This window comes from Tsukamurella soli (assembly GCF_039541155.1).
Lineage (GTDB): Bacteria > Actinomycetota > Actinomycetes > Mycobacteriales > Mycobacteriaceae > Tsukamurella > Tsukamurella soli.
The window spans coordinates 1-23,929 of record NZ_BAABFR010000032.1; the positions used below are offsets into that span (position 1 = coordinate 1).

Sequence of the window (23,929 nt, forward strand, 5' to 3'; positions counted from 1 at the left end):
CACCTGGGCGTGGTGGTCGAGCGCGGCCACCACGTCGTCGGGGCCCGCGGAGCCGCCGAGCCACGCCGCGGCCCACACCGCGAGGGCCTGGGACGGTCCGGCGGTGGAGCGACGCGCGAGCAGGGCAGGGGTTGTCATGGTCGGTCAAGGATAAGCGCTAGCGTGGTCGGTCGTGGCTGGCAGTAACAGAAGCAGCGGAGACATGTACGCCGCTGATATCCATGGCGGACACGCGCGGCGGAAGGCGGCCGTGGTGCCCGAGGTGGCGGCCGAGCGCGACCTGGTCGTCGAGGACGCCGCGACTGGCTTCTGCGGCGCCGTCGTCGGCTTCGACAAGAGCTACGACGGCGAGTTCGTGAAGCTCGAGGACGGGCGCGGCGCGGTGCGGCTGTTCGCGATGCGCACGGCGGCGTTCCTCATCGACGGACGCCCCGTGACACTGGTGCGTCCGCGGGTGGCCGCCGCACAGCAGGGCGCCACGCGCAGCGCGTCGGGCTCGACTCGTGTGGCGGGGCTCAAGGCGCGAGTCGCCCGGGGATCCCGGATCTGGGTGGAGGGCATCCACGACGCCGCGCTGGTCGAGCGGGTATGGGGGCACGACCTGCGGGTGGAGGGCGTCGTCGTCGAGCAGCTCGAGGGCCTCGACCACCTCGGCGAACGATTGGCCGAGTTCCGGCCCGGGCCCGGCAGGCGCGTCGGCGTGCTGGCCGACCACCTCGTCGAGGGGTCCAAGGAGACGCGGATGACACAGTCCCTGGGGCAGTACGTGATGGTGACCGGTCACCCCTTCATCGACGTGTGGGAGGCGGTCAAGCCCTCGTCGCTGGGGATCGCGGCGTGGCCGACGGTGCCCCGGGGCGAGGACTGGAAGACCGGGGTCTGCCGGCGGCTGCGCTGGGGCACCCCCCAGGACGGTTGGCGGCGGGTGCAGGGCGCCGTCACGAGCTTCCGCGACCTCGACGCGACGCTGATCGGCGCGGTCGAGCGCCTCGTCGACTTCGTCACGGAACCCGAGTAGTCCCCGGCGGTGCGCGGCGCGACCGAATGGCCGTTCCTGCTGGTCTGCGGCGTGGTCGCCGGGGTGATCGGCACCGCGGGCGGTATCACCTCGCTGGTCGCCTACCCGGCCCTGCTGGCCGTCGGGATCCCGCCGTTCGCCGCGAACGTCACGAACTCGGTCGCGTTGCTCGGCAGCGGATTCAGCTCGGCCCTGCGTGCGCGTCCCGACATCGGCGGCCACACGCGGACACTCCGGCGCTGGATGCCGCCGACGGTCCTGCTGTCGTTCGTCGGGGCCGTGCTGCTGACCGTGACGCCCGGCGGTGTCTTCGACCGCATCGTCCCGTTCCTGGTCGCGGTCGGCGCGCTGACGGTGCTGCTGCAGCCGTGGGCGGCGCGGCGGCGCGCCCGCACCGGCGCGCAGCCACGACGCGGGCTGGTCGCCGCCGGCGGGGCGGGGGTCGCGCTGTACAACGGCTACTTCGGCGCGGGTGCGGGGGTGCTGATGATCGCCCTGCTGCTGTGGACCACCGAACCCGTTCTGCACCGCGCGAATTCGCTCAAGAACGTGATCCTGATCGCCTCCGACCTCGCACCCGCCGTACTGTTCGCGGTGCTGGGAACCGTGGTCTGGCACGCGGCGCTGCCGCTGGGCGCCGGGTCGCTGGTCGGTGGGCTGATCGGCCCGGCGATCGCCCGGCGGATACCGGCGTCCGTGCTGCGGGTCCTGATCGCGGCGTGCGGTGCGGCGCTGGCGGTGTGGCTGGCCGTCCGCGCATACGGCTGACTCGCGGCGTGGGTCGGGCCGCCCGAGGTAACGGCCGGCGCACGGTCCGCGCCGGGCCCACCCCCTGTGGTGTGACCTCTGGCACCATGGAGGTATGGCAGCGGCGCTGTGGTTGATCGCGGCGATCGTGCTGGCTGCGGCGGAGGCCGTCGCCGGCGACTTCATGCTGCTGATGCTCGGTGGCGGCGCGCTCGTGACCGCAGGCGTGACCGCGGGCCTCGGGCCGCCGCCGTGGGCCCAGGGGCTGGTGTTCGCGGTGGCGTCGATCGCGCTGCTGGTGGGTGTGCGGCCGGTGCTCAAGCGGATCGCCGCGCGGCACACGGGGGTGTCGGCGTCCTACCTCGAATCGCTGCCGGGCCGGCGCGTCATCGTAATCGCCCCGGTGGACGCCAGTGCCGGGCTGGTGCGGATCGGCGGCGAGGAGTGGTCGGCGCGGACGCCGTACGAGGGATCCCCGATACCCGCCGGGGCGGAGGTGACGGTGCTGGAGATCGACGGCGCCGTCGCCGTGGTGGTCGGGGACTGAGCCCACCGGGCTCGGCCCCGCGGGTGGGTCAATCAACCTGAGGAGTCTCACATGGGAGCGGGAATCGGTGTCGGGGTCATCATCCTGGCGGTCTTGTTGATCGCCGTGCTGGTGGTGTTGGTCAAATCGGTGGTGCTGGTGCCGCAGGCGACGGCCGCTGTGATCGAGCGGCTGGGGCGGTACACGAAGACGGTGTCGGGGCAGCTGACGCTGCTGGTGCCGTTCGTCGACCGGGTTCGCGCGCGGGTGGATCTGCGCGAGCAGGTGGTGTCGTTCCCGCCGCAGCCGGTGATCACGCAGGACAACCTGACGGTGAACATCGACACCGTCGTCTACTTCCAGGTGACGCGGCCCGAGGCGGCCGTCTACGAGATCAACAACTACGTGGTGGGCGTCGAACAGCTCACCACCACGACACTGCGGAACGTGGTGGGCGGCATGACTCTCGAGGAGACGCTCACCTCGCGTGAGCGGATCAACTCGCAGCTGCGCGGTGTACTCGACGAGGCCACGTCGCGGTGGGGCCTGCGGGTCGCGCGCGTCGAGCTCAAGTCGATCTTCCCGCCCCCGTCGATCCAGGAGTCGATGGAGAAGCAGATGAAGGCCGACCGGGAGAAGCGCGCGACGATCCTCGCGGCCGAGGGGCACCGGGAGTCCGCGATCAAGTCGGCCGAGGGCGACAAGGCCAGCCGGATCCTGCTCGCGCAGGGCGAGCGCGAGGCCGCGATCCTCCGGGCCCAGGCCGAGCGGCAGGCCGAGATCCTGCGCGCGGAGGGGCGTCGCGCCGCGGCCTATCTGGAGGCGCAGGGCGAGGCGAAGGCGATCGCGACTCGGTTCGGCGCCATCAAGTCCGGCAAGCCGACGCCGGAACTGCTCGCGTACCAGTACCTCCAGACGCTGCCCGAGATGGCGCGCGGCGAGGCGAACAAGGTGTGGGTGGTGCCGTCCGACTTCAGCGGGGCGCTGCAGGGCTTCATGCGCAGCCTCGGTACGCCGGGCTCCGACGGGGTGTTCCGGTACGAGCCGTCCGCCGACGACGGTGACTCCGACCGCGGGCAGGACATCGACACGTCGGGCTGGTTCGACATGCCGGCGCCGGTCGCGCCCGTGGTGGTGAAGGACGAGCCGGACGAGCCGCCGACCCGGTCGACTCTGCCGCCGCTTCCCCTCGGGCCGACCGCGTCGTCGCCGGCGGCACCCTCGGCATCGGGTGCGCATCAGGCCGATCCGCGGCCGCTGCAGAGCTCACGGCGTCTGCCGACGCAGGGACCGTACCCGCAGAGATGATGATGTTGTCAAGACATAACGACATAGGCTGACAAACGCGGGGTCCGCGGTCTACCCTCCTGGGGAACGATCGTCGCCGAAGAACTGGAGCACCGCCATGTCCGTCACCACCCTGCGGGTCGCCATCGTCGGATTCGGGTGGATGGGCCGCGTCCACGCGCAGGCCTACTCGCGTGTACGCCATCACTTCCCGGACGGTCCCGCCCACCCGGAGTTGGTCGCCATCGCCGACGACGTCCCCGGGCGCGCCGAGGCGGCCGCCCGTCAGTTCGGTGTGTCGGCGGCCGTGACGGACTGGCGCGCCGTCGTCGCCGACCCGTCGATCGACGCCGTCTCGGTGACCGCCCCCAACTTCCTGCACCGCGAGATCGGCTGCGCCGTACTCGACTCCGGGAAGCACCTATGGATCGAGAAGCCAGTCGGCCTCAACGCGAGCGACGCCCAGGCCGTCGCCGACGCCGCTGCGGCGAACGGCCGGCAGACCGCCGTCGGCTTCAACTATCGCAACGCACCCGCCGTCCAGGAGGCCCGCGAGCTGATCGCCTCCGGCGGGATCGGCAGCGTCACGCACGCCCGGTTCCGCTTCTTCTCCGACTACGCCGCGCATCCCGATGGTGCTCTCACCTGGCGGTACCAGCGGGCCCGCGGCGGCAACGGTGTCCTGGGCGACCTCGGATCGCACGGCGCCGACCTCGCCTGGTACCTGCTCGGCGACGTCGACTCGCTGGCCGCCGACACGGCGGTCTTCATCCCCCAGCGTCCCGAGCCGAGCGGTGCGACCAGTGGTCACCAGCTCGCGTCGGGCGGCAGGCTAGGCCCCGTCGAGAACGAGGACTACGTGTCGGCGCAGCTGCGCCTGCGGTCGGGCGGGCGGTGCGTGCTCGAGGCGAGCCGCGTCGCCGTCGGCGAGCAGAACTCGTACGGCTTCGAGGTGCACGGCACCCGCGGCCTCGTGCGATGGGACTACCGCCGGATGGGTGAGCTGGAATTGGCGCAGGGCGAGCGGTACCAGGACGAGCCGGTCTCGGCGGTGCACGTCGGCCCCGGCAGCGGTGACTACGCCGCGTTCCAGCCCGGCGCCGCCAACCCGATGAGCTACGACGACCTCAAGGTGATCGAGGCGCAGCGGTTCCTGCGATCGATCGCGACCGGGGTGCCGGAGGGGGCGACGGTGACCGACGCCGTCCGGAGCGCTCGCACCCTGGATGCTATGACGGCGTCGATCGAGAAGGGTGCCTGGGTCACCGTCTGATCCAACATGTGCACCCTTCCGTCGGCCGCCGACCGACGGAAGGGTGCACATGTTGGTCGGGAGGGGCCGACGGAAGGGTGCACATGTTGGTCAGTGGGGTCAGACGGTGACCGGCGCGGCCTGGGCGGCGGCGTCGAGAAGCACCTGTGCCGCCACTTGCAGGCCCTCGATGCGCCCCAGCGACACGTCCTCGTGCTCGATGTTCACGGCCATGTCGGGGTCGACGCGGTACAGGGCGCGCAGGAAGTCGGCCCAGAACGCGGTGTCGTGGCCGCGGCCGAGCGCGACGAAGTCCCACGCCGAGTCCTTGGGCCACTCTGCGACCCACTCGTCGCCGCCCAGGTTGGTGCGCGCCTCGTCGACGCCCATCCGGCGGAACCGCTCGTCCAGTACCCCGTAGATCCTGGCGTTCTCGTTGATCCGCACGTCCTTGGCGGCGGCGTGGAACACCCGGTCGCCCAGGTAGTCGGTCGCGGCGATCGGGTCCATCCACTGCCAGAACAGGTGGCTGGGATCCATCTCGGCGCCGATGTAGTCGGTGCCGACCTGCTCGATCAGGCGCAGCAGGGTAGGCGGGTTGAAGACCACGTTCTGCGGGTGCATCTCGATCGCGACCTTGACGTCGTGCTCCTGCGCGAGCGCCGCGATCTCTTTCCAGAACGGCACGACGATCTCGTCCCACTGGTAGTCGAGGACGTCGAGGGCGCCGGAGTTCCAGGCGTTGACGATCCAGTTGGGCCGGGTGGCCCCGGGCTCGCCGCCGGGCAGGCCGGACATGGTGACGACGCGCTTCTGGCCGAGCGCGGCAGCGGCCTTGATCGCGCGGCGCAGGTCGTGCGAGTGTGCCGCGCCGATGATCGGATTCGGGTGCAGCGGATTACCGTTCACGTTCAGGCCGGCAAGCCTGATGCCCTTGTCCGCGAACACGCCGAGGTAGTCCTGCGCGGCGGTCTCGCTGGCCGCGATGTCATCGATCGACGGGATGTGCACGGGCGGGAGGAAACCGCCGGCGTTGATCTCGGCGGCGTTGAGACCTAGAGCCGCGACTGCGTCGAGTGCCTCGGGCAGGGCGCGGTCGTGCAGGACGGCGGTGTACACGCCGAGGGTCTTGTTCATTTCTGGTTCTTCTCTTTCGAATGTCTTTGGGGCGGATCAGGACTGGCTGAGAAGGGTAGGGACGGTGACGGGGGCACCGCCGGCCGTGGCGGACTGTGCGGCGGCGTCGAGCAGCTGCATGTTGTGCAACCCGACGGCGAGATCGGCGTTGCGCGGCAGGGACTCCGCCTCGGGAACACCGGCCACCTCCTCGAGCATCGCGCGGGCCTGGAACACGAAGCCGTCGTTCTGACCGAGCCCGACGCCCGGTGCATCCATCGCCAGCCCGCCACGCCAGTACGGGTGCTCGGGGCCGAGGATGACGGTGCGCGGACCGGCGAGTGCGTGGTCGTCCGTCGGCAGCGACACCTGCACCTCGCCGGGGTGGCGGAAGTCGAAGGCGACCGCGCCGCGCTCGCAGAACACCTCGAACTCGAGCGTGTTCGGGTGTCCGGCCGCGACACGCGAGACCTGCAGCGAGCCGGTGCCACCGCCCGCGAAATCGACGAAGAACCCTGCGACGTCGTCGTTCTCGACGGCCTCGCGCTCGTCGCTGACGGCTGCGTGCTCGTGCCCGATCACCTGGCCGAGCGGCTTGGGGCGGGTGGTGAAGGCGGTGTGCAGCGTGCCACCCCGGACCTGCGCCACGAGGCCGCCGAACAACTCGGCGATGTAGGTCAGGTGGCTGCCGACGTCCGCCAGCGCCCCGGATCCCGCCGGACCCTTGAATCGCCAGCTGATCGGGCCGTCCGGATCGCATGCGTAGTCGGTCCAGTACTTCCCCGCGAAGTTGACGAGCCTGCCCAGCCGGCCGGAGCGCACGAGGTCGCCCAGGAACGCGATGCCGGGGGAGCGCAGGTAGGTCAGGCCGATGCGGGCGATGGTGTCGGGCGTGGACTCGGCGGCGGCGACCATCGCGCGCGCGTCGTCGAGGGTGTCGGACAGGGGCTTCTCGCAGAGCACGTGTTTGCCGGAGGCGAGCAGGGCCTGCACGATCTCGCGGTGCAGCCGGTTGGCCACCACGACGCTCACGACGTCGATGTCGTCGGCGGCGGCGATCGCCTGCCATGAGGTGTCGAACCGTTCGTAACCGAACCGGCGGGCGGCGTCCTCGGCCAGCGGCGCGTATGCGTCGGCGACGGACACGAGCCGGACGGGCGGCAGGGCGTCGCCGTACACGGCGGTCGCGGCGCGGTAGCCGGCGGCATGGGCCTTGCCGGCCATCCCGGCGCCGATGACGGCGACACCGATGCTGCTGGAAGTCAAGGGGTCTCCTTAGTGGATTGGATGTGGTGGCTGGGTGCGAAGGCATGGACGCGGCTGCGGGCGCGCGGCGCCGGCAGGGTCGCGGGGTTTCCTGTGGGGTGTGTAGCGGTTACGCTCCGATGTGAGTTGGAGCGCTCCAACTATGTGTCGCGAATGTATGTCCTGTCAAGGCCTGAGATTCTTCGGAGGTGGAGTGGTCACGAAACGGCCGACGATCTACGACGTCGCCCGACACGCAGGTGTGTCCAAATCCCTGGTGTCGCTGGTGCTGCAGGGCTCGCCGCGCGTGGGAGAGGATTCACTCCGTGCGGTCCAGGCTGCGATCGCCGAGCTCGGGTACCGTCCGAGCCGGGCCGCGGCCAGCCTGGCCGCGCAGCGCACGCGCGTGGTCGGCGTGGTGATCGACGACTACACGAACCTGTGGTTCGTCGACCTCGTCCGGGGGCTCCATGCCGAGCTGGGGCCGCGCGGCTATCGGCTCAGCGTCGTCGACGTGGCCACGGCCGCGCAGGCGGAGGATCCCGTCGAGGGGCTCCTCGCGACGCGGGTCGACGGGATCGTCGTCGGCATGGAGCCGCCGCCGGGGCTGGTCGGTCAGCGCCTGCCTCCGATCGTGGTGGCCGGCACGCGCGAGACGACCGGCGGGACCGTCGGCGAGGTCGACACGGCCGTGAACGACGATGCAGCCGGGGCGGCCCTCGTAGTGGAACATCTTGCAGCGCTGGGACACCGGTTCGTGGGACACGTCGCCAGCGGCGGCGGAGCGGGCCGTGCACGCGAGGACGGCTTCACGGCCGCAGCGCGGGCCGCCGGGATCCGGATGGTCGCCACGGAGTGGCGCGGGCCCGCGACGGACGGAGCCGGCTACGACGGTGCGCGTCGGCTGCTCGCCGCACACCCGGAGGTGACCGCGGTGTTCGCTGCGAACGACCTGATGGCGGTCGGGGTGCTCGGTGCGGCGAGAGACCTGGGGCGGGACGTGCCCGGAACGCTGTCGGTGGTCGGCTACGACGACACGTCGCTCGCCGCGGCCAGGTACGTCGACCTCACGACGGTCGACGACCGCAGCTTCGACGTCGGGGGAGAGGCGGGGCGGCTGCTGGCCGCGCGCATGGCGGGTGGGGGCGGCGCGCCCGAGAGGCGGGTGCTCGCACCGTCCCTGGTGGTGCGGGGGACGACCGGCCCGCCGCGGTCTGTGCGGTCACGGTTGGGAAACTAATGTTTGGATGTCCGGACAAATGCTTGACAATTCGCTGTGAACGGTATTACATATCTCGCCAGAGAGTGATCTAGCTCTCACCTAGGTGTCAGTCGGAAGGACGCGCACGAGATGAAGAGGACGAAGTCGGCTGCCCGGCAGCGGCTGATGGGGGGAATCGCGGCTGGCGCCGCACTGGTTCTGACGGTGACCGCGTGCTCGAGCACCGGCGGCGCGCCGAAGTCGTCGGGGGGCGACGGAGGCTCGGTGGGCTCGGCCGGCACTCGGCACCTGACGATCGCGATGGTCACCCATGAGCAGCCCGGCGACACTTTCTGGGACCTGATTCGCAAGGGCGCCGAGATGGCGGCGAAGAAGGACGACGTCACCCTGCGCTACTCGAGCGATCCGCAGGCGCCGAACCAGGCCAACCTGGTGCAGACCGCGATCGACAGCAAGGTGGACGGCATCGCGCTCACGCTCGCCACGCCGAGTGCGATGACAGCGGTGGTGAAGAACGCGCAGAAGGCCGGCATTCCGATCTCGGCCTTCAACGCCGGCTACAACGACTACGCGGCGATGGGGATCCAGCAGTACTTCGGTCAGGACGAGACCACGGCCGGCGAGGCGGTGGGCGCGCGGTTGAACTCCGAGGGCGCCCACAAGGCCATCTGTGTCATCCAGCAGCAGGGCCAGGTGCAGCTCGAGTCCCGATGCGCGGGTGTCAAGCAGGGCTTCACCGGAGGTTCCGTCGAGAACCTCAACGTCAACGGTGAGGACATGACCGACGTGCAGTCCAAGATCACCGCGAAGCTGCAGCAGGACCCGAGCATCGACACCATCGTCACCCTGGGCGCGCCGATCGCTCTGGCCGCCGTCAAGGGCGAGCAGGGCGCGAACAGCAAGGCCAAGATCGTCACCTTCGACACCAACGCCGCGATGATCGACGCCATCAAGACCGGCCAGATCGCCTGGGCCGTCGACCAGCAGCCCTACCTGCAGGGCTACCTCGCCGTCGACTCGCTGTGGCTCTACCTGACCAACGGCAACACCATCGGTGGCGGCAAGCCCGTCAACACCGGGCCCGCGTTCATCGACAAGTCCAACATCGACAAGATCGCCGAGTACGCGAAGGGCGGCACCCGCTGATGTCCACAGACCAGGCTCTGGATCTGAGCACGCACAAGCCCGTCACGGACGAGCGTGTCAAGAAGCAGAAGCCGCTGCAGCGGTTGATCGTCCGGCCCGAGGTCGGCGCGCTGATCGGCGCGGTCGCGATCCTGGTCTTCTTTCTGATCGTCGCACCGCCGTTCCGCAGCCCCGAGGCGTTCTCGACGGTCCTGTACGCCAGCTCCACCATCGGCATCATGGCGTGCGGAGTCGCACTGCTGATGATCGGTGGCGAGTTCGACCTCTCGACCGGCGTCGGCGTGACCTCGTCGTCCCTGGCTGCATCCATGGTGGCGTACAACCTGCACCTGAACACGTGGCTGGGATCGGCGCTCGCGCTGGTGTTCTCGCTGGCCGTCGGCGCGTTCAACGGCTACATGGTGATGCGGACCAAGATCCCCAGCTTCCTCATCACCCTGGCGACCTTCCTGATGCTGACCGGTATCAACCTGGCCGTCACCAAGCTGGTCACCGGCCAGGTGGCGACACCGTCGATCGCCGACATGCAGGGCTTCAACTCGGCGCAGTCGGTGTTCGCGTCCACGATCAACGTCTTCGGCGTCGGCGTGAAGGTCACCGTGTTCTGGTGGATCCTGTTCACGGTGGTCGCCACCTACGTGCTGATGCGCACCCGGGTCGGCAACTGGATCTTCGCGGTCGGCGGCAACCAGGACTCCGCCCGCGCCGTCGGCGTGCCGGTCACCAAGGTCAAGATCGGCCTGTTCATGTTCGTCGGCCTGTGCGCGTGGTTCGTCGGCCAGCACCTGCTGTACGCGTTCGACACCGTTCAGTCCGGCCAGGGCGTGGGCAACGAGTTCCTCTACATCATCGGCGCCGTGATCGGCGGGTGTCTGCTGACCGGCGGGTACGGCACCGCGGTCGGTGCGGCCATCGGCTCGTTCATCTTCGGCATGGTCAACCAGTGCATCGTCTACGCCGGCTGGAACCCCGACTGGTTCAAGTTCTTCCTCGGCGTCATGCTGCTGTTCGCCGTGATCGCCAACAACGCCTTCCGTACCTTCGCAGCGAAGAGGTGACCGATATGACCACCGAGATCGAGCACGCCCCCGATACCGGCGCCGGCGCCAAGGTACCGCTGATCGAGTTCAAGGACGTCGGCAAGCAGTACGGCAACATCATCGCGCTCAAGGGCATCAACCTGCGGGTGCATGCGGGCGAGGTGACCTGCGTGCTCGGCGACAACGGCGCCGGCAAGTCCACCCTGATCAAGACGATGGCCGGGCTGCACCAGCCGTCTGAGGGCGAGGTACGCGTCGACGGCGAGGTGACGCATCTGACCTCCCCGAAGGACGCACTGAGCAAGGGCATCGCCACCGTCTACCAGGACCTCGCGGTAGTGGGCCTGATGCCGGTGTGGCGCAACTTCTTCCTCGGCCAGGAGCTGCGCAAGGGGTTGATCAAGTCGCTGGACGTGCAGGCGATGCGCGCCACGACCAAAGAAGAGCTGTTCAAGATGGGCATCGATCTGCCCGACGTGGACGCCCCGATCAGCTCTCTGTCCGGCGGGCAGCGCCAATGCGTCGCGATCGCCCGGGCGATCTTCTTCGGCGCCCGCGTGCTGATCCTCGACGAGCCCACCGCCGCGCTCGGCGTGAAGCAGTCCGGGATGGTGCTGCGGTACATCACCGCCGCGAAGGAGCAGGGATTCGGGGTCGTGTTCATCACCCACAACCCGCACCACGCGTACATGGTCGGTGACCACTTCGTGCTGCTCAACCGTGGCCGGCAGAAGATGGACTGCACGTACGACGAGATCAGCCTCGACGACCTGACCCAGCAGATGGCCGGCGGCGACGAGCTCGAGACCCTCACGCACGAACTACGCCGCTGACGCTGCGTTCCCGGGACTCGGTGCCCGACGCGATCGCCTGATCGCGTCGGGCACCGCGCGTCCCTGCCCAGAAACCCCCCCACACGCCAGAAGGTAGGTATTCCCACATGGTTCGAATCGGAGTGCTCGGCTGCGGTCGCATCGGCCGCGTGCACGCGGACTCGATCGCGGCGACCCGCGGCGCTGAGCTGGCCCGCGTGTTCGACCCGATCGAGGCGAGCGCCCGCGAGGTCGGCGAGACCTACGGCGCGCCCTGGACCACCTCGGCCGCCGAGATCTTGGACGACCCCACCATCGACGGCATCGTGGTCGCGTCGCCGACCCCCACCCACGTCGATCTGTTGAGCCGGGGCGTGCGCGCCGGCAAGGCGGTCCTCTGCGAGAAGCCGATCGACCTCGACCTCGCCCGGGTCGACGCCTGCCGCGCGGACCTCGGCGACCTCACAGACCGCGTGATGCTCGGCTTCAACCGGCGGTTCGACCCCTCGTTCGCCGACATCCGCGCGCGGGTCGGGGCGGGCGAGATCGGCGGCCTCGAGCAGCTGGTGATCATCAGCCGTGACCCGGCGGCCCCGCCGATCTCGTACATCGAGGCCTCGGGCGGGTTGTTCCGGGACATGATGATCCACGACCTCGACCTCGCGCGGTTCTTCCTCGGCGACGTCGTCGAGGTGTCGGCGCTGGGCTCGAACCTGGTGTCGGACGAGATCGCCGCGGCCGGGGACATCGACGGTGCCGTGGTCACCCTGCGCGGCGCCGGCGGACAGCTGGCGACGATCACCAACTCCCGGCGCTGCGCGTTCGGTTACGACCAGCGGCTCGAGGCTTTCGGCGAGCTGGGGATGCTCGCGGCGGGCAACCAGTACCCCACCAGCGTGCGGTTCTCCGGGGCCGCCCGGACGGAGGCGGGGCCGCCGGTGCTGCACTTCTTCCTCGATCGGTACACGCCGGCCTACCGCGCCGAGCTCGCGGCGTTCATCCAGATGATCGCCACGGGCGCGAAGCCGTCTCCGAGCTTCGACGACGGCCGCGCGGCCCTCGCTCTCGCGGACGCCGCGAACGAGAGCCTGCGGACCGGTGCCGCGGTGAAGCCGGCCTGACGCGGCGCTCCGCCGTCAGCGGTGGGTGGCGTGGGCGCCTGCGTCGGCGGGCAGCGTCAACGAACCCGCCAACGGGACGAGCATGATCGCTGCGGCGACGATGAAGGCGAGCCGGTAGCCGAGCTCGGCGTGGCCGGGCCCGGCTACCGCACCGCCTATCCGGACGGCGACGGCGACCACGGCCACGCCGAGGGCCGTCGCCACCTGCTGGAGCGTCGAGGACAGCGTGTTGGCGGACGACAGCAGGCGTTCGGGTACGTCCGCGAACTGCACGGTGTTGTACGCGCTGAAACCGATGGACCGGAACGCGCCGCTGACCACCAGCAGCACCACGATCAGCCACACCGGGGTCGTCCGGGTGACCGCCACGAATGCGAGCAGCACCGCCCCGCCGAGGATGTTGGACCACACCAGGGTGCGCCGGAAACCGAGCCGTCGGATCAGCGGAGTGGTCACCGGCTTGATCCCCACGTTGCCGACGAACACCGCGGTGACGATCGCGCCTGCCGTCGCCGCGCTCCACCCGAAGCCCACCTGGAACAGAAGCGTGAACAGGAACGGCACCGCGCTGATCATCAGCCGGTAGACCGATCCGCTGAGATTGCCGGTACGGAAGGTCTTGACGGACAGGCAGTCCAGGTCGAACAACGGGTGCTCCGCGGTCCGCGCCGCCACCGCCGCGGCGGCGCCGAGCGCTGCAGCCGCCACCAGGCAGACGACGATGACGACGGGCCCGGTACTCGCCATGGCCTCGACGCCGGCGGTGAGGCAGACGACCGATGCCGCGACGAGCGCGAAGCCGCGCAGGTCCAGCGGGTGCCGGTGCGCCGGCTCTGTGCGCGGCACGATCCGCATTCCGACCAGCGCGAGCGCGATGCCGATCGGTACGTTGATGCCGAAGATCCATCGCCAGCCGACGGTGTCGGCGATGATGCCGCCGACGAAGGGCGCGATCACGGGGGCGATCAGCGCGGGCCACGTGAGGTAGGCCATCGCCGCGAGCAGCGATTCGGGGCGGATCGCCCGCAGCACTGCGAGGCGACCCACCGGCACCATCAGCGCACCGGCCACGCCCTGGGCCGCGCGGAACACGCACAGCCACAGCAGATCCGGCGCTCCCGCGCACAGCAGTGAGGCGATCGTGAAGCCGGCCACGGCGAGGAGGAACACCCGTTTGGTGCCGTACCGCTCGGCGAGCCAGCCGGTCCCGGGGATACACACGCCGACGGCCAGCAGATAGGTGACCATCGCCACGTTCACGGCCGCGGGCGTGGTGTGGAAGCCGCGCGCGACCGCCGGGGCAGCGGTCTGCAGGATGGTCCCGTCGAGGAACTCCATGAACAGCGAGCCGGCCACGAGCAGCGCGAGGGGCCGGTGGAAACTCGCCTGACTCCGTGCCCCGCGCATCTTCATGTCGCTATGTTCTGTCAAATACGGCTCCGGGGGCAAGCCGGCGTAGGCCGTCCGCCGGACCACGTCCGAGACGGGGAGGTAAGGCGTGAATCGGACGCATGATGGCGAACCTTCACTGTGGAAACGTAATCTCCGGGTATGGATCTTTTCGGCGTACGTTCTCCCCGTATGGCGCGCGCAGGTGTCCGCAGGCTCGCAGGCGTCGTCACCGTCGGCGTCTCGCTGCTCGCACTCGGCGCGTGCGGGCAGGGTGGCTCGTCGGCACCGTCGGCGGCCCCGCCGACGGCGCCCCTGCCGACCCCCGTGTCTCCTGCCGCGGCGGCCGGCCGCGGCACCATCGTCGACGCGCAGCCCGTGACCGTCCCCGACGCCGGTGCCGGGCAGGTGGTCGTCTACCGCTCGACCAACGGCTCGGACGGCGCGCCGACCGAGGTGTCGGGGCTGTTCTTCACGCCCTCCGGCGCGCCACCCGCGGGTGGGTGGCCGGTGATCGTGTATGCCCACGGCACCACCGGGCTGACACCGGATTGTGGCCCTACTCTGAACATCGCGACCGCGGGGAAGAACGCGCCGGTGCAGATGCTCACGACCCGGGGCTATGCGGTCGCCGTCGTGGACTACCAGGGGCTCGGTGTCGCGGGCCGACGCGAGGGCGCGACGGTGGCGCAGCCTAAGCACCCGTACCTCGAGCCGCGTTCCGCCGCGTACGACGTGATCGACGCCGTGCGCGCGATGCGTGCCCTGCACCCCGGGCAGATCTCGACGCGGTGGGCGGCGGCCGGTCACTCGCAGGGTGGGCAGGCCGCGTGGGCGGCCGCCGAGCTCGCGCCGGCGTACGGGACCGGGCTACAGCTCGTGGCGGCCATGGCGCAGGCGCCGGCGCTGAACCTCACGCAGCTCGGGTACGACAACGGCACCATCACCGCCGACAAGGCGTGGTCGCTGCCGGAGTTGGTCACCGGCCTGTCGGTGTCGCGACCCGAGATGGACCGCTGGCACTACATCCGCGGGGCCGTACGCACCGATCTCGCGAGTCTGATCGCCTGCGGCGCCGAGGTCGGCGGGACCCCCACGCCCACGATCACCCAGGAGGAGGTGCAGCCCGCGACCGCCGCCGACGGCCGGCTGCTGCAGACCGCCCTCGAGCAGTACTCGCTGCCGCAGCGTCGGATCTCGGTGCCCGTGTACGTCGCGCAGGGCACGGCCGATCCCGTCATCCCGCCCGCCGCGACCACGGCGTCCCTGCGCACCGCGTGCGCGCAGGGCGACCGCGTCCACTTCCAGGCGTTGCCCGGAAAGGACCACAACATCGCCGGCGACATGAGCGGATTCGCGTGGCTCTACGACAGGTTCGCGGGCAAGCCGGACGGTGACGTGTGCCGCTTGGGGTGACGACGGTGCGCCGCCCCCGGCCGTGGCGCACGTCAGTCGTTCGCCGATTCCCCCCACGCGATCGCCAGCCGAACCGCCCGGCGCCAGTCCGCCATGCCGGCCTCGCGGGCGGAGTCGCTCATCATCGGATGCCACTCGGCCGCCCGATGCCAGTTGCGGCGGAACATGCTGTGGTCCGGCCAGAACCCGGCCCCCAGCCCCGCGGCGTAGGCCGCACCGAGCGACACCGTCTCGGCGACCATCGGCCGCACCACCGGGACGGCGAGGACGTCCGCGATGATCTGCATCAGCAGGTTGTCGGCCGTCATCCCGCCGTCGACGGCGAGGTGGGTCAGCGGAACCTCGGCGTCGGCGTTCATCGCGTCGACGATCTCGCGGATCTGCCATGCGGTCGCGTCGAGCACGGCGCGGCAGATGTGCGCCTTCGTGACGTAGGAGCTCACGCCGACCATCAAGCCGCGGGTCCCGGACACCCAGTGCGGGGAGTACATGCCGGTGAAGGCGGGAACCACGATGCAGCCGCCCGCGTCGTCCACCGTCCGGGCGAGTGTCTCGATCTCCGCGGGGGAACGGATCAGTCCGAGGTTGTCGTGACACCACTGGACCAGCGCGCCCGCCACCGCGATGGACCCCTCCAGTGCGTACACGGGCGGCTCGCCCGCCGTCGTCTGGGCCACCGTCGTCACCAGGCCGTGCCGAGACCGGAGCGGCTCTGTCCCGGTGTTGAGGAGTAGGAAGCCGCCGGTGCCGAAAGTGCACTTCGCGGCGCCGGGATCGAATCCGGCCTGCCCGAACAGGGAGGCCTGCTGGTCACCCATGATCGCGGTGATCGGGATGCCTCCGATCGGGTCGACGGTGTGGCCGACCAGACCGATCGACGGCCGGATCTCGGGCAGCGCGGCACGCGGAACCCGCATCGCGGCGGTCAGTCGGGCGTCCCATGCGAGGGTCTCGATGTTCATCAGCATCGTCCGGCTGGCGTTGGTCGCGTCGGTCACGTGCAGGCCGCCGTGCACGCCGCCGGTGAGATTCCACACCAGCCAGCTGTCCATGGTCCCGACCAGCAGCTCGCCCGCCTCGGCTCGCGAGCGGATCGAGTCGTCGTGTTCGAGGAGCCAGCGAAGCTTGGGGCCCGAGAAGTACGAGGCCAACCGCAGCCCCGACAGGTCGTGGATCTGCTCGTCGCTGATCTCCTCCGCGATCGTCGGAAGCAGTTCGTCTGTCCTGCTGTCCTGCCACACGATGGCGTTGTGCACCGGTCTGCCGGTACGCCGGTCCCAGACGACGACCGTCTCGCGCTGGTTGGTGATGCCCAACCCCACGACCTGTGCGGGCTGCACTCCGGCGTCCGAGAGTGCCTGCGGGAGGACCCGGCGGACGGTCTCCCATATCTCCATGGCGTCGTGTTCGACCCACCCCGGTCGCGGAAAGAACCGCCGATGTGCCTGCTGGCTGAGTGCGACCATCCGACCGTCCCGACCGAACAGCATGCACCTGGTGGAGGTCGTCCCCTGGTCGAGGGCGGCGACGTACGACTCGGTCACCGAACCCGCCCGTGCCCGAGTGCTCGGGACACCGATCGGGCTGTCGCGACGACCTGGTCGACGATGTCTGCTCTGGGGGACAGCCGTGCGTCGCACAGTCGATCGGCCGCTCCGGTCACCCCCACCGACGCGATGACGTACCCGTCGTGGTCGCGTACCGGGGCGGCGACGTCCGCGATGCCTCGGCCCACTTCCTCGACTGCGGCAGACCATCCGTCGTCCCGGACGTTGGCCAGCTCGCGGACCAGCAGATTACGTTCTGTGATCGTGCGGAACGTGAAGCTCTCCAACCGGCTCTGAGCGCTCACCCGGGCTGCCCCCGGGTCGAAGGCCAGCAGCACCTTGCCCAACGCGGTCGCATGCAGCGACACGACGGAACCCGTCTCGACCACGTGAGCGCCGGGTGCCGTCCGGAACACGTGGTGGGCGATCACGACCCGACCGTCACGGAACGCCGCCAGCCGGGTCTCCTCGCCGGTGCGGGCGGCGAGGGTATCGACCCAGTTGAGGGTCAGCGAACGCAACTCGTTGAGATCCAGCATCGCCGTACCGAGATGCAGCAGGTCGGATCCCAGGAGGTATCGCCCGCTCCCGGGCTCCTGCTGGACGAATCCGACGTCGGACAGGGTGTGCAACAGTCCGTGCGCGGTGCTCTTCGCCAGCCCCAGCGCATCGGCCACCTGCGCGAGAGCCACCGGTTCCTGCTCGATGGCCAACAGTCGCAGCAGTGCGGCGGCGCGCTCGACGGACTGCACGGTGCGAAAGGCCATGAGATCAGACTATGCGCTCGGGGTGATTTCGCTCATACGCCGATTCGGCATGGCCGAACGCCGGGTGTTCGGCAATGCCGAACACAGGTACTTGTGATCGACATCACCCGGACCTAGCGTCAGCTGGTCACCTCACCCGTAAACCCCCGATGAGACCTTACGACGGAGTACACAGATGATCCGAGTTCGACGGACACTCGTTGGCGAATTGAGTGCCGAATTCGCCGGCACGGCGATCCTGATCCTGTTCGGCGTCGCAGTGGTGGCGCAGGTCGTCACGGGGAAGGGGACGCTCGGCGACCACGACTCGATCTCCTGGGCCTGGGGATTCGGCGTCATGCTCGGTATCTATACCGCGGGCCGGATCAGTGGCGCCCATCTGAATCCCGCGGTGACTCTGGCGATGGCGGTGTTCCGAGGCTTCGAGTGGCGCAAGGTACTGCCGTACGCCGTGGCGCAGTTCCTCGGCGCGTTCGTTGCGGCTCTGATCGTCCGGTGGGTGTACGGCGACGTTCTCACCTCGGTGGATCCCCACCATACCTTCGCGACCCAGGGGGTCTTCTCCACGATGCCGGGCAACGGCAGCCTGCCCGTCTCGTTCTCGACCGCGTTCGCGGACCAGGTGGTCGGTACTGCGATCCTGCTGTTTCTCGTCATGGCGCTGACCGATGTGCGGAACAACTCGCCGATCACGTGGTTCGCACCCGTCGCGATCGCGCTGGTGGTCGTCGCGATCGGGATGGCGTGGGGCACCAATGCCGGTTACGCCATCAACCCCGCTCGTGACCTCGGTCCTCGCGTCGCCTCGTTCATCACCGGTTACCACACCGCGTTCCGAGCGCCCGGGGGAGGGTACTACTTCTGGATCCCGCTCGTGGCGCCGCTGATCGGTGGCGTGGTCGGCGCTGGTGCCTACCGGCTGCTGATCGAACGGTTCCTCCCCGCGATCGGCGACGACACACAGGAGGTCGGGGAGTTGCCCGTGACGCCGACCGTCGCGCACGTCGCCTGACAGATCACCACCCAGAGAAACGGACTACACATCATGGCCGACTTCGTCGCGGCGATAGACCAGGGCACCACCAGCACCCGATGCATGATCTTCGATCACGGCGGGAACGAAGTGGTCCGCCATCAGCTCGAGCACGAACAGATCCTGCCCGGGCCGGGACGGGTCGAGCACAACCCCGTCGAGATCTGGGAGCGCACCAGCTCGGTGATCCAGACCGCCCTCAACACCAAGGGCATCGGGCACAACGACATCGCGGCGCTGGGGGTGACCAACCAGCGCGAGACGACGGTGATCTGGGATCGCCGTACCGGTCGGCCGTACTACAACGCGATCGTCTGGCAGGACACCCGCACCGACAGCATCGCCGCCGCGCTGGACCGCGACGGTCGAGGCGACGTCATCCGCAGGAAGGCCGGCCTCCCGCCGGCAACGTATTTCTCCGGCGGCAAGATCCAGTGGATCCTCGAGAACGTCGACGGCGTGCGCGCGGCGGCCGAACGCGGCGACGCCCTGTTCGGCACGACCGACAGCTGGCTGCTGTGGAACCTCACCGGCGGCGTCGACGGTGGCCTGCACCTCACCGACGTCACGAACGCCAGCCGCACGATGCTGATGAACCTCGAGACGCTCGATTGGGACGACGAGTTGATCGGGTTCTTCAACATCCCCCGGCGGATGCTCCCGGCGATCCGCCCGTCGATCGACCCCTCGCTCTACGGCAACACCCGACGGATCGGTCCGCTCGGCGGTGAGGTCGCGTTGGCGGGCGACCTCGGCGATCAGCAGGCGGCCATGGTGGGCCAGGTGTGCCTCTCCGCCGGCGAGGCGAAGAACACGTACGGAACCGGGAACTTCCTGCTACTCAACACCGGACACGATCTGGTCCGCTCACAGAACGGCCTGCTCACGACCGTGTGCTACCAGCACGGGCAGGACAAGCCCGTGTACGCGCTCGAGGGCTCGATCGCCGTGACGGGCTCGGCGGTCCAGTGGTTGCGGGACCAACTGCACATCATCGCCGATGCCGCGCACAGCGAGGCACTCGCGGGCGACGTGCCCGACAACGGCGGGGTGTACTTCGTGCCGGCCTTCTCCGGGCTGTTCGCGCCGTACTGGCGATCCGACGCACGCGGAGCGATCGTCGGGCTGTCCCGCTTCAACACCGACGCCCACATCGCGCGCGCGACCCTGGAGGCGATCTGCTACCAGAGTCGGGACGTCGCCGACGCGATGGAGAAGGACTCCGGCGTCCGCCTCGAGGTCCTCAAGGTCGACGGTGGCGTCACCGCCAACGAACTCTGCATGCAGATCCAGGCGGATGTGCTCGGCGTGGAGGTCAGCCGCCCCGTGGTCGCCGAGACCACCGCGCTCGGTGCGGCCTACGCCGCCGGCCTCGCCGTCGGGTTCTGGAAGAACACGGACGAGCTGCGGCGGAACTGGCGGGAGAGCCGGCGCTGGACCCCGACCTGGGACGCCGAGCGCCGAGAGGCGGGATACGCGGGTTGGCGCAAGGCCGTCAGCCGCACTCTCGACTGGGTCGACGTCCCATGACCGACAACACCACTCAACAGAACACAGGAGAGTCACGATGACTCAGACGCTCGATATCCACAGCCGCCGGACCGCGCTCGCCGAGATGGCGACGGGCGAACTCGATGTCCTGGTGATCGGCGCGGGAGTCGTCGGGGCGGGCGCGGCCCTCGACGCGGTGACGCGCGGACTGCGCGTGGGCCTGGTGGAGGCCCGCGACTACGCCGCGGGCACATCCAGCCGCTCCTCGAAACTGATCCACGGCGGCCTGCGCTACCTCGAGCAGCTCGACTTCGCGCTGGTGCGGGAGGCGCTGCGGGAGCGGTCCCTGATCCTGCACCGGCTGGCGCCGCATCTCGCCCGCCCCGTTCCCTTTCTCTTCCCACTCCAGCACCGCGTGTGGGAGCGTCCCTATATCGGCAGCGGCATACTGCTGTACGACACCCTCGGCGGCCGCAACGGTGTGCCGCACCACCGTCATCTGTCCCGCCGCCAGGTGCTGAAGGAGTTCCCGTCGCTGCGTGAGGACGCGGTGGTCGGGGCGATCCAGTACTACGACGGCCAGGTCGACGACGCGCGCCACACCATGATGATCGCCAGAACCGCGGCGGAATACGGCGCCCTGTGCAGCAGCAGCACCCGCGTGACGGGTTTCCTCCGGGACGGCGACGCGGTGGTCGGCGCCCGCGTCCGCGACCTCGAGACGGGTGCGGAGCACGAGATCCGGGCCCGCCGGGTGATCAACGCCGCGGGCGTGTGGACCGACGAGATCCAGGAGATGGTGGGCGGCAAGGGCATGTTCCGCGTCCGGGCCTCGAAAGGGGTGCACCTGGTGATCCCCCGCGACCGCATCCGGTCGACCACCGGCATCATCAGCCGCACCGAGAAGAGCGTCCTGTTCATCATCCCGTGGGACGACCACTGGCTCATCGGCACCACGGACACCGACTGGAACCTCGACCTCGCGCATCCCGCCGCGAGCCGAGCCGACGTCGACTACCTCCTCGAACACGCGAACCGCCTGCTCGCGGATCCGCTGACCCGCGACGATGTCGTGGGCGTGTACGCGGGCCTGCGCCCGCTCCTCGCCGGTGAGTCCGACGCGACCAGCAAGCTCTCGCGCGAGCACGCGGTCGCATCGCCGGTACCGGGGCTGGTGATGGTCGCAGGCGGCAAGTACACCACCTACCGGGTGATGGCCCGGGACGCGGTGGACGCCGCACTCGAGGGGCTTGCCGACATCCCCGAGTCGTGCACCGAGGACGTGCCGCTGGTCGGTGCCGACGGCTTCGCGGCCGCGTGGAACGGCCGACAGCGCACTGCCGTGCGGCTCGGGCTCGACGTGGAACGGGTGGAGCGCCTGCTGCGGCGGTACGGCTCGCTCATCGACGACGTCCTCGCGCCCGCGGCGGCGGATCCTCGCCTGCTCGCGCCGGTCGCGGGCGCACCACATTACCTGTACGCCGAGGTGCGCTACGCGGTGGCCGCCGAGGGGGCGCTGCACCTCGACGACATCCTGACGCGCCGCACGCGGATCTCCATCGACACGCCCGACCGAGGCGCAGCGGCCGCCGCGGACGTGGCGGAGCTGGTCGCGCCGCTGCTCGGATGGGACGCGGCGGCCACCGCGCGGGAGGTCGACCACTACCGGGCGCGAGTCGCTGCGGAGCGGGAATCGCAGCAGCAGGTCGACGACCTGACGGCCGACGCCGCCCGCCTGGGCGCGCCCGACGTCCGGGGAACAGCGAACGAGAGCGCGGCCGGGGCGGCGGGGGCGGCGGGATAGGCGCGCGGCAGCGGATCGGCGCGCCGGGAATCAGCGGAGCTGTAGCCCGGCCGCGCGGTACGCGGCGTCGATCATCTCCATGTTCGCGACGGCGTCATCGAGTCCGATCGGCAGAGGTGCGCTCGTGCGCAACGCTCGCGCGTACGCCTCCAGCTGGTAGGTGTACGTCGAGCGGGTGCCGAGGTGCTCCACGGTCTGCGATCCGTCGGCGGCCGTCACGGTGATCCGGTCGTCGCGGTGCGGCCCGATGAAGTCGTGCACCTCGACCGCGCCCTCGTCGCCGGTCACGCGCACGCGGAAGTCGAACCGCTCGCCGACCATCGAGACCGACGCCGTGCCGGTGGCGCCGGTGGGGAATGCGAACCGCACCGTGCACGCCTCGTCCACCTGCGGGTCCCGTACCCGCGCTGCCGCGTCGGTCACCGTCGGCTCGCCCCTGGCGAAGTCCCGCCCGACCGATCGCATCACGTGGATCGCGTAGCAGCCCAGGTCCATCAGCGCGCCGCCGGCGAGGTCGTACGACCACCGCGGGTCGTCGTGCGGCGGCGTGGGCATGCTCATCCCGATCTCCACGTGGTGCAGCGGGCCGAGGGTGCCGAGCAACTGCCACAACCGCACCGTGATCGGGTGGAAGGGATAGTGGAAGCCCTCCAGTACCGGGACGCCCGCAGTACGGGCGGCGTCGGCGACCTCGCGTGCCTCGACGGCGTTGCGCGCGAACGGCTTCTCGGACAGCACCGCCTTGCCGGCCCGCACCGCCGCGAGATTCCATTCGCCGTGCAGCGAATTCGCGAGCGGGTTGTAGACGACCTCTACATCAGGGTCGTCCAACACGTCCTGGTACGAGTCGAGCACCCGCTCGACGCCGAACTCGTCGGCGAACGCCTCAGCGCGGTCCCGGTCGCGCGCGGCGACCGCGACCAGGCGGTACCCGAGCTCCTGTGCGGGTGCGACGATGGCGTCGGCGGCGATGCGCGAGGCACCGAGTACTCCGATGCGGAGCGGAGCGGTCACGCCGTCACCCCGATCCGCTCGCATGTCGCGCGCAGGTGCCCGATCGACGCCGCGACGTCGGCGGCGGCGCAGTCACCGTCGGCCTCCGAGGCGAGCACGCGATCCTGCTCGAGCACGAACCAGCCGTCGTAACCGGCGGCCAGGAGCGCGGCGACGATGCCCGCGATCCCGGTGTCGCCCGCGCCGAGCGGCACGTACATGCCCGCGCGGACGGCGTCCGTGTAGCCGAGGTCGCCGGAGTGCACGCGCGCTGCGAGGGCACCGCGCACATCCTTGAGGTGCACGAGACCGACCCGCTCGGCGGCGTACGCGGTGACCTCCGCCGGGTTCGTACCACCCACCAGGAGGTGGCCGGTGTCCAGGCAGAGCGGGACGCAGGAGTCGTCGAGGACGCGATACACCTCCGGCCGCTGCTCGACCATCGTGCCGACGTGCGGGTGCAGCACGGCCCGCACCCCGCGCGCGGTGGCCGCTGCGACGAGGCGATCGAGATTCGCCAGCAACGTGGACCAGCCCTGCGCATCGAGCTCGGGGCGCGAGTCGTAGCCGTCGCGGCCCGTTGCCGCGGCGAGAACCAGGACGTCGCCGCCGGACGCCACGAGGCGGTCCAGGGTGCCCGCGATACCCGGGACGGGGTCGTGGCCGGGCTCGTGCGCGACGACGGGGGCGAACGCCCCGACGCAGCCGAGCCCGTAGCGCGACAGCATGGCGCGCATCGCATCCGGATCCGTGGGCAGGTAGCCGGGCGGACCGGTCTCGGTGGCGGTGATCCCCAGGTCGCGCATCTCGACGAGGACGCGGGCCGGAGGAAGCTGATACCCCCAGTCGGGGACCTCGCACACGCCCCACGAGATCGGGGCCGCGGCGAGGCGCAGGGGCAGGTCGGTCATGGTGGGCTCCTCGGTGGGACTGCGACACCCGGTGTCTGCGGGGTCG

21 protein-coding genes are annotated in these 23,929 nt (G+C 70.2%); 14 read left to right on the forward strand and 7 right to left on the reverse strand.

Features of this window, described 5'->3' with window-relative positions; translation table 11 throughout:
• The first annotated feature begins 202 nt into the window (after window positions 1-202).
• From ABD908_RS11865 to ABD908_RS11885, 5 genes are all read left to right on the forward strand, one after another.
• A complete protein-coding gene (locus tag ABD908_RS11865; protein ID WP_344995593.1) occupies window positions 203-1,018 on the forward strand; it encodes a DUF3097 domain-containing protein in 816 nt (271 codons plus the stop codon).
• 9 nt (window positions 1,019-1,027) lie between these two features.
• On the forward strand, window positions 1,028-1,786 hold the full coding sequence (locus ABD908_RS11870) for a sulfite exporter TauE/SafE family protein (protein ID WP_344995596.1): 759 nt from the start codon (window positions 1,028-1,030) through the stop codon (window positions 1,784-1,786).
• Window positions 1,787-1,880: 94 nt separating this feature from the next.
• On the forward strand, window positions 1,881-2,312 hold the full coding sequence (locus ABD908_RS11875; RefSeq protein ID WP_344995599.1) for an NfeD family protein: 432 nt from the start codon (window positions 1,881-1,883) through the stop codon (window positions 2,310-2,312).
• A 51-nt stretch (window positions 2,313-2,363) separates the two neighbouring features.
• Window positions 2,364-3,599 carry an SPFH domain-containing protein gene (locus tag ABD908_RS11880; RefSeq protein ID WP_344995602.1) on the forward strand — a complete coding sequence of 412 codons (1,236 nt, stop codon included), beginning with the start codon at window positions 2,364-2,366 and terminating at the stop codon, window positions 3,597-3,599.
• A 97-nt stretch (window positions 3,600-3,696) separates the two neighbouring features.
• A complete protein-coding gene (locus ABD908_RS11885; protein WP_344995605.1) occupies window positions 3,697-4,851 on the forward strand; it encodes a Gfo/Idh/MocA family protein in 1,155 nt (384 codons plus the stop codon).
• 99 nt (window positions 4,852-4,950) lie between these two features.
• On the opposite strand, the gene ABD908_RS11890 is transcribed toward ABD908_RS11885, so the two are convergent.
• Together ABD908_RS11890 and ABD908_RS11895 are read right to left on the reverse strand one after the other, a co-directional pair.
• The gene (locus ABD908_RS11890; RefSeq protein ID WP_344995608.1) at window positions 4,951-5,967 is read right to left on the reverse strand and encodes a sugar phosphate isomerase/epimerase family protein; all 1,017 of its coding nucleotides are present in this window, start codon (window positions 5,965-5,967) and stop codon (window positions 4,951-4,953) included.
• Window positions 5,968-6,003: 36 nt separating this feature from the next.
• The gene (locus ABD908_RS11895) at window positions 6,004-7,212 is read right to left on the reverse strand and encodes a Gfo/Idh/MocA family protein (protein WP_344995611.1); all 1,209 of its coding nucleotides are present in this window, start codon (window positions 7,210-7,212) and stop codon (window positions 6,004-6,006) included.
• A gap of 193 nt (window positions 7,213-7,405) precedes the next feature.
• Between ABD908_RS11895 and ABD908_RS11900 the strand changes: the two genes are divergently transcribed.
• The 5 genes from ABD908_RS11900 (at window position 7,406) to iolG (ending at window position 12,532) form a co-directional block, all read left to right on the forward strand.
• A complete protein-coding gene (locus tag ABD908_RS11900; protein WP_344995613.1) occupies window positions 7,406-8,431 on the forward strand; it encodes a LacI family DNA-binding transcriptional regulator in 1,026 nt (341 codons plus the stop codon).
• Window positions 8,432-8,542: 111 nt separating this feature from the next.
• Complete coding sequence (locus tag ABD908_RS11905) at window positions 8,543-9,559, forward strand: substrate-binding domain-containing protein (protein WP_425584373.1); 1,017 nt, start codon at window positions 8,543-8,545, stop codon at window positions 9,557-9,559.
• Entirely contained in the window at window positions 9,559-10,617 is a 1,059-nt protein-coding gene (locus tag ABD908_RS11910) for an ABC transporter permease (RefSeq protein ID WP_344995615.1), read from the forward strand. The genes ABD908_RS11905 and ABD908_RS11910 overlap by 1 nt, the downstream gene beginning before the upstream one ends.
• A gap of 5 nt (window positions 10,618-10,622) precedes the next feature.
• Complete coding sequence (locus tag ABD908_RS11915) at window positions 10,623-11,432, forward strand: ATP-binding cassette domain-containing protein (RefSeq protein ID WP_344995618.1); 810 nt, start codon at window positions 10,623-10,625, stop codon at window positions 11,430-11,432.
• A 107-nt stretch (window positions 11,433-11,539) separates the two neighbouring features.
• Window positions 11,540-12,532, forward strand: a complete 993-nt coding sequence (iolG, locus tag ABD908_RS11920; protein WP_344995621.1) for an inositol 2-dehydrogenase — start codon at window positions 11,540-11,542, stop codon at window positions 12,530-12,532.
• A 15-nt stretch (window positions 12,533-12,547) separates the two neighbouring features.
• Here the strand turns inward: iolG and ABD908_RS11925 are convergent, their stop codons facing one another.
• Window positions 12,548-13,963, reverse strand: coding sequence for an MFS transporter (locus ABD908_RS11925; RefSeq protein WP_344995624.1), 1,416 nt, complete (start codon window positions 13,961-13,963; stop codon window positions 12,548-12,550).
• 150 nt (window positions 13,964-14,113) lie between these two features.
• Between ABD908_RS11925 and ABD908_RS11930 the strand changes: the two genes are divergently transcribed.
• Window positions 14,114-15,337, forward strand: a complete 1,224-nt coding sequence (locus ABD908_RS11930) for an alpha/beta hydrolase family protein (RefSeq protein WP_344995627.1) — start codon at window positions 14,114-14,116, stop codon at window positions 15,335-15,337.
• A gap of 32 nt (window positions 15,338-15,369) precedes the next feature.
• Here ABD908_RS11930 and glpK (ABD908_RS11935) read toward each other — a convergent pair whose 3' ends face one another.
• Both glpK (ABD908_RS11935) and ABD908_RS11940 read right to left on the reverse strand, forming a co-directional pair.
• Window positions 15,370-16,881, reverse strand: a complete 1,512-nt coding sequence (gene glpK / locus ABD908_RS11935; protein WP_344995630.1) for a glycerol kinase GlpK — start codon at window positions 16,879-16,881, stop codon at window positions 15,370-15,372.
• Window positions 16,878-17,651, reverse strand: a complete 774-nt coding sequence (locus ABD908_RS11940; RefSeq protein ID WP_344995633.1) for an IclR family transcriptional regulator — start codon at window positions 17,649-17,651, stop codon at window positions 16,878-16,880. Before ABD908_RS11940 ends, glpK (ABD908_RS11935) begins: the two co-directional genes overlap by 4 nt.
• Before the next feature lie 175 nt (window positions 17,652-17,826).
• On the opposite strand from ABD908_RS11940, the gene ABD908_RS11945 reads away from it, so the two are divergent.
• Genes ABD908_RS11945 through ABD908_RS11955 form a run of 3 tightly spaced genes read left to right on the forward strand, consistent with a single transcriptional unit; the run spans window position 17,827 to window position 21,979 of the window.
• Entirely contained in the window at window positions 17,827-18,663 is an 837-nt protein-coding gene (locus ABD908_RS11945) for an MIP/aquaporin family protein (protein WP_344995636.1), read from the forward strand.
• 33 nt (window positions 18,664-18,696) lie between these two features.
• Window positions 18,697-20,214 carry a glycerol kinase GlpK gene (glpK, locus tag ABD908_RS11950; RefSeq protein ID WP_344995639.1) on the forward strand — a complete coding sequence of 506 codons (1,518 nt, stop codon included), beginning with the start codon at window positions 18,697-18,699 and terminating at the stop codon, window positions 20,212-20,214.
• A gap of 37 nt (window positions 20,215-20,251) precedes the next feature.
• Complete coding sequence (locus tag ABD908_RS11955) at window positions 20,252-21,979, forward strand: glycerol-3-phosphate dehydrogenase/oxidase (protein WP_344995642.1); 1,728 nt, start codon at window positions 20,252-20,254, stop codon at window positions 21,977-21,979.
• 30 nt (window positions 21,980-22,009) lie between these two features.
• Here the strand turns inward: ABD908_RS11955 and ABD908_RS11960 are convergent, their stop codons facing one another.
• Together ABD908_RS11960 and ABD908_RS11965 are read right to left on the reverse strand one after the other, a co-directional pair.
• On the reverse strand, window positions 22,010-22,993 hold the full coding sequence (locus ABD908_RS11960; protein WP_344995645.1) for a Gfo/Idh/MocA family protein: 984 nt from the start codon (window positions 22,991-22,993) through the stop codon (window positions 22,010-22,012).
• Window positions 22,990-23,883, reverse strand: coding sequence for a sugar phosphate isomerase/epimerase family protein (locus ABD908_RS11965; protein ID WP_344995648.1), 894 nt, complete (start codon window positions 23,881-23,883; stop codon window positions 22,990-22,992). The genes ABD908_RS11960 and ABD908_RS11965 overlap by 4 nt, the downstream gene beginning before the upstream one ends.
• Window positions 23,884-23,929 lie beyond the last annotated feature (46 nt).

Excerpts from the sequence above, each read along its gene's own strand:
- ABD908_RS11880 (WP_344995602.1), top strand. The coding sequence starts at position 2,364 with ATGGGAGCGGGAATCGGTGTCGGGGTCATCATCCTGGCGGTCTTGTTG.
- glpK (WP_344995639.1), top strand. The coding sequence starts at position 18,697 with ATGGCCGACTTCGTCGCGGCGATAGACCAGGGCACCACCAGCACCCGA.
- iolG (WP_344995621.1), top strand. The coding sequence starts at position 11,540 with ATGGTTCGAATCGGAGTGCTCGGCTGCGGTCGCATCGGCCGCGTGCAC.
- ABD908_RS11915 (WP_344995618.1), top strand. The coding sequence starts at position 10,623 with ATGACCACCGAGATCGAGCACGCCCCCGATACCGGCGCCGGCGCCAAG.
- ABD908_RS11910 (WP_344995615.1), top strand. The coding sequence starts at position 9,559 with ATGTCCACAGACCAGGCTCTGGATCTGAGCACGCACAAGCCCGTCACG.
- ABD908_RS11865 (WP_344995593.1), top strand. The coding sequence starts at position 203 with ATGTACGCCGCTGATATCCATGGCGGACACGCGCGGCGGAAGGCGGCC.
- ABD908_RS11940 (WP_344995633.1), bottom strand. The coding sequence starts at position 17,651 with ATGGCCTTTCGCACCGTGCAGTCCGTCGAGCGCGCCGCCGCACTGCTG.
- ABD908_RS11890 (WP_344995608.1), bottom strand. The coding sequence starts at position 5,967 with ATGAACAAGACCCTCGGCGTGTACACCGCCGTCCTGCACGACCGCGCC.
- ABD908_RS11930 (WP_344995627.1), top strand. The coding sequence starts at position 14,114 with ATGGCGCGCGCAGGTGTCCGCAGGCTCGCAGGCGTCGTCACCGTCGGC.
- ABD908_RS11875 (WP_344995599.1), top strand. The coding sequence starts at position 1,881 with ATGGCAGCGGCGCTGTGGTTGATCGCGGCGATCGTGCTGGCTGCGGCG.
- ABD908_RS11955 (WP_344995642.1), top strand. The coding sequence starts at position 20,252 with ATGACTCAGACGCTCGATATCCACAGCCGCCGGACCGCGCTCGCCGAG.
- ABD908_RS11945 (WP_344995636.1), top strand. The coding sequence starts at position 17,827 with ATGATCCGAGTTCGACGGACACTCGTTGGCGAATTGAGTGCCGAATTC.
- ABD908_RS11905 (WP_425584373.1), top strand. The coding sequence starts at position 8,543 with ATGAAGAGGACGAAGTCGGCTGCCCGGCAGCGGCTGATGGGGGGAATC.
- ABD908_RS11885 (WP_344995605.1), top strand. The coding sequence starts at position 3,697 with ATGTCCGTCACCACCCTGCGGGTCGCCATCGTCGGATTCGGGTGGATG.
- ABD908_RS11965 (WP_344995648.1), bottom strand. The coding sequence starts at position 23,883 with ATGACCGACCTGCCCCTGCGCCTCGCCGCGGCCCCGATCTCGTGGGGC.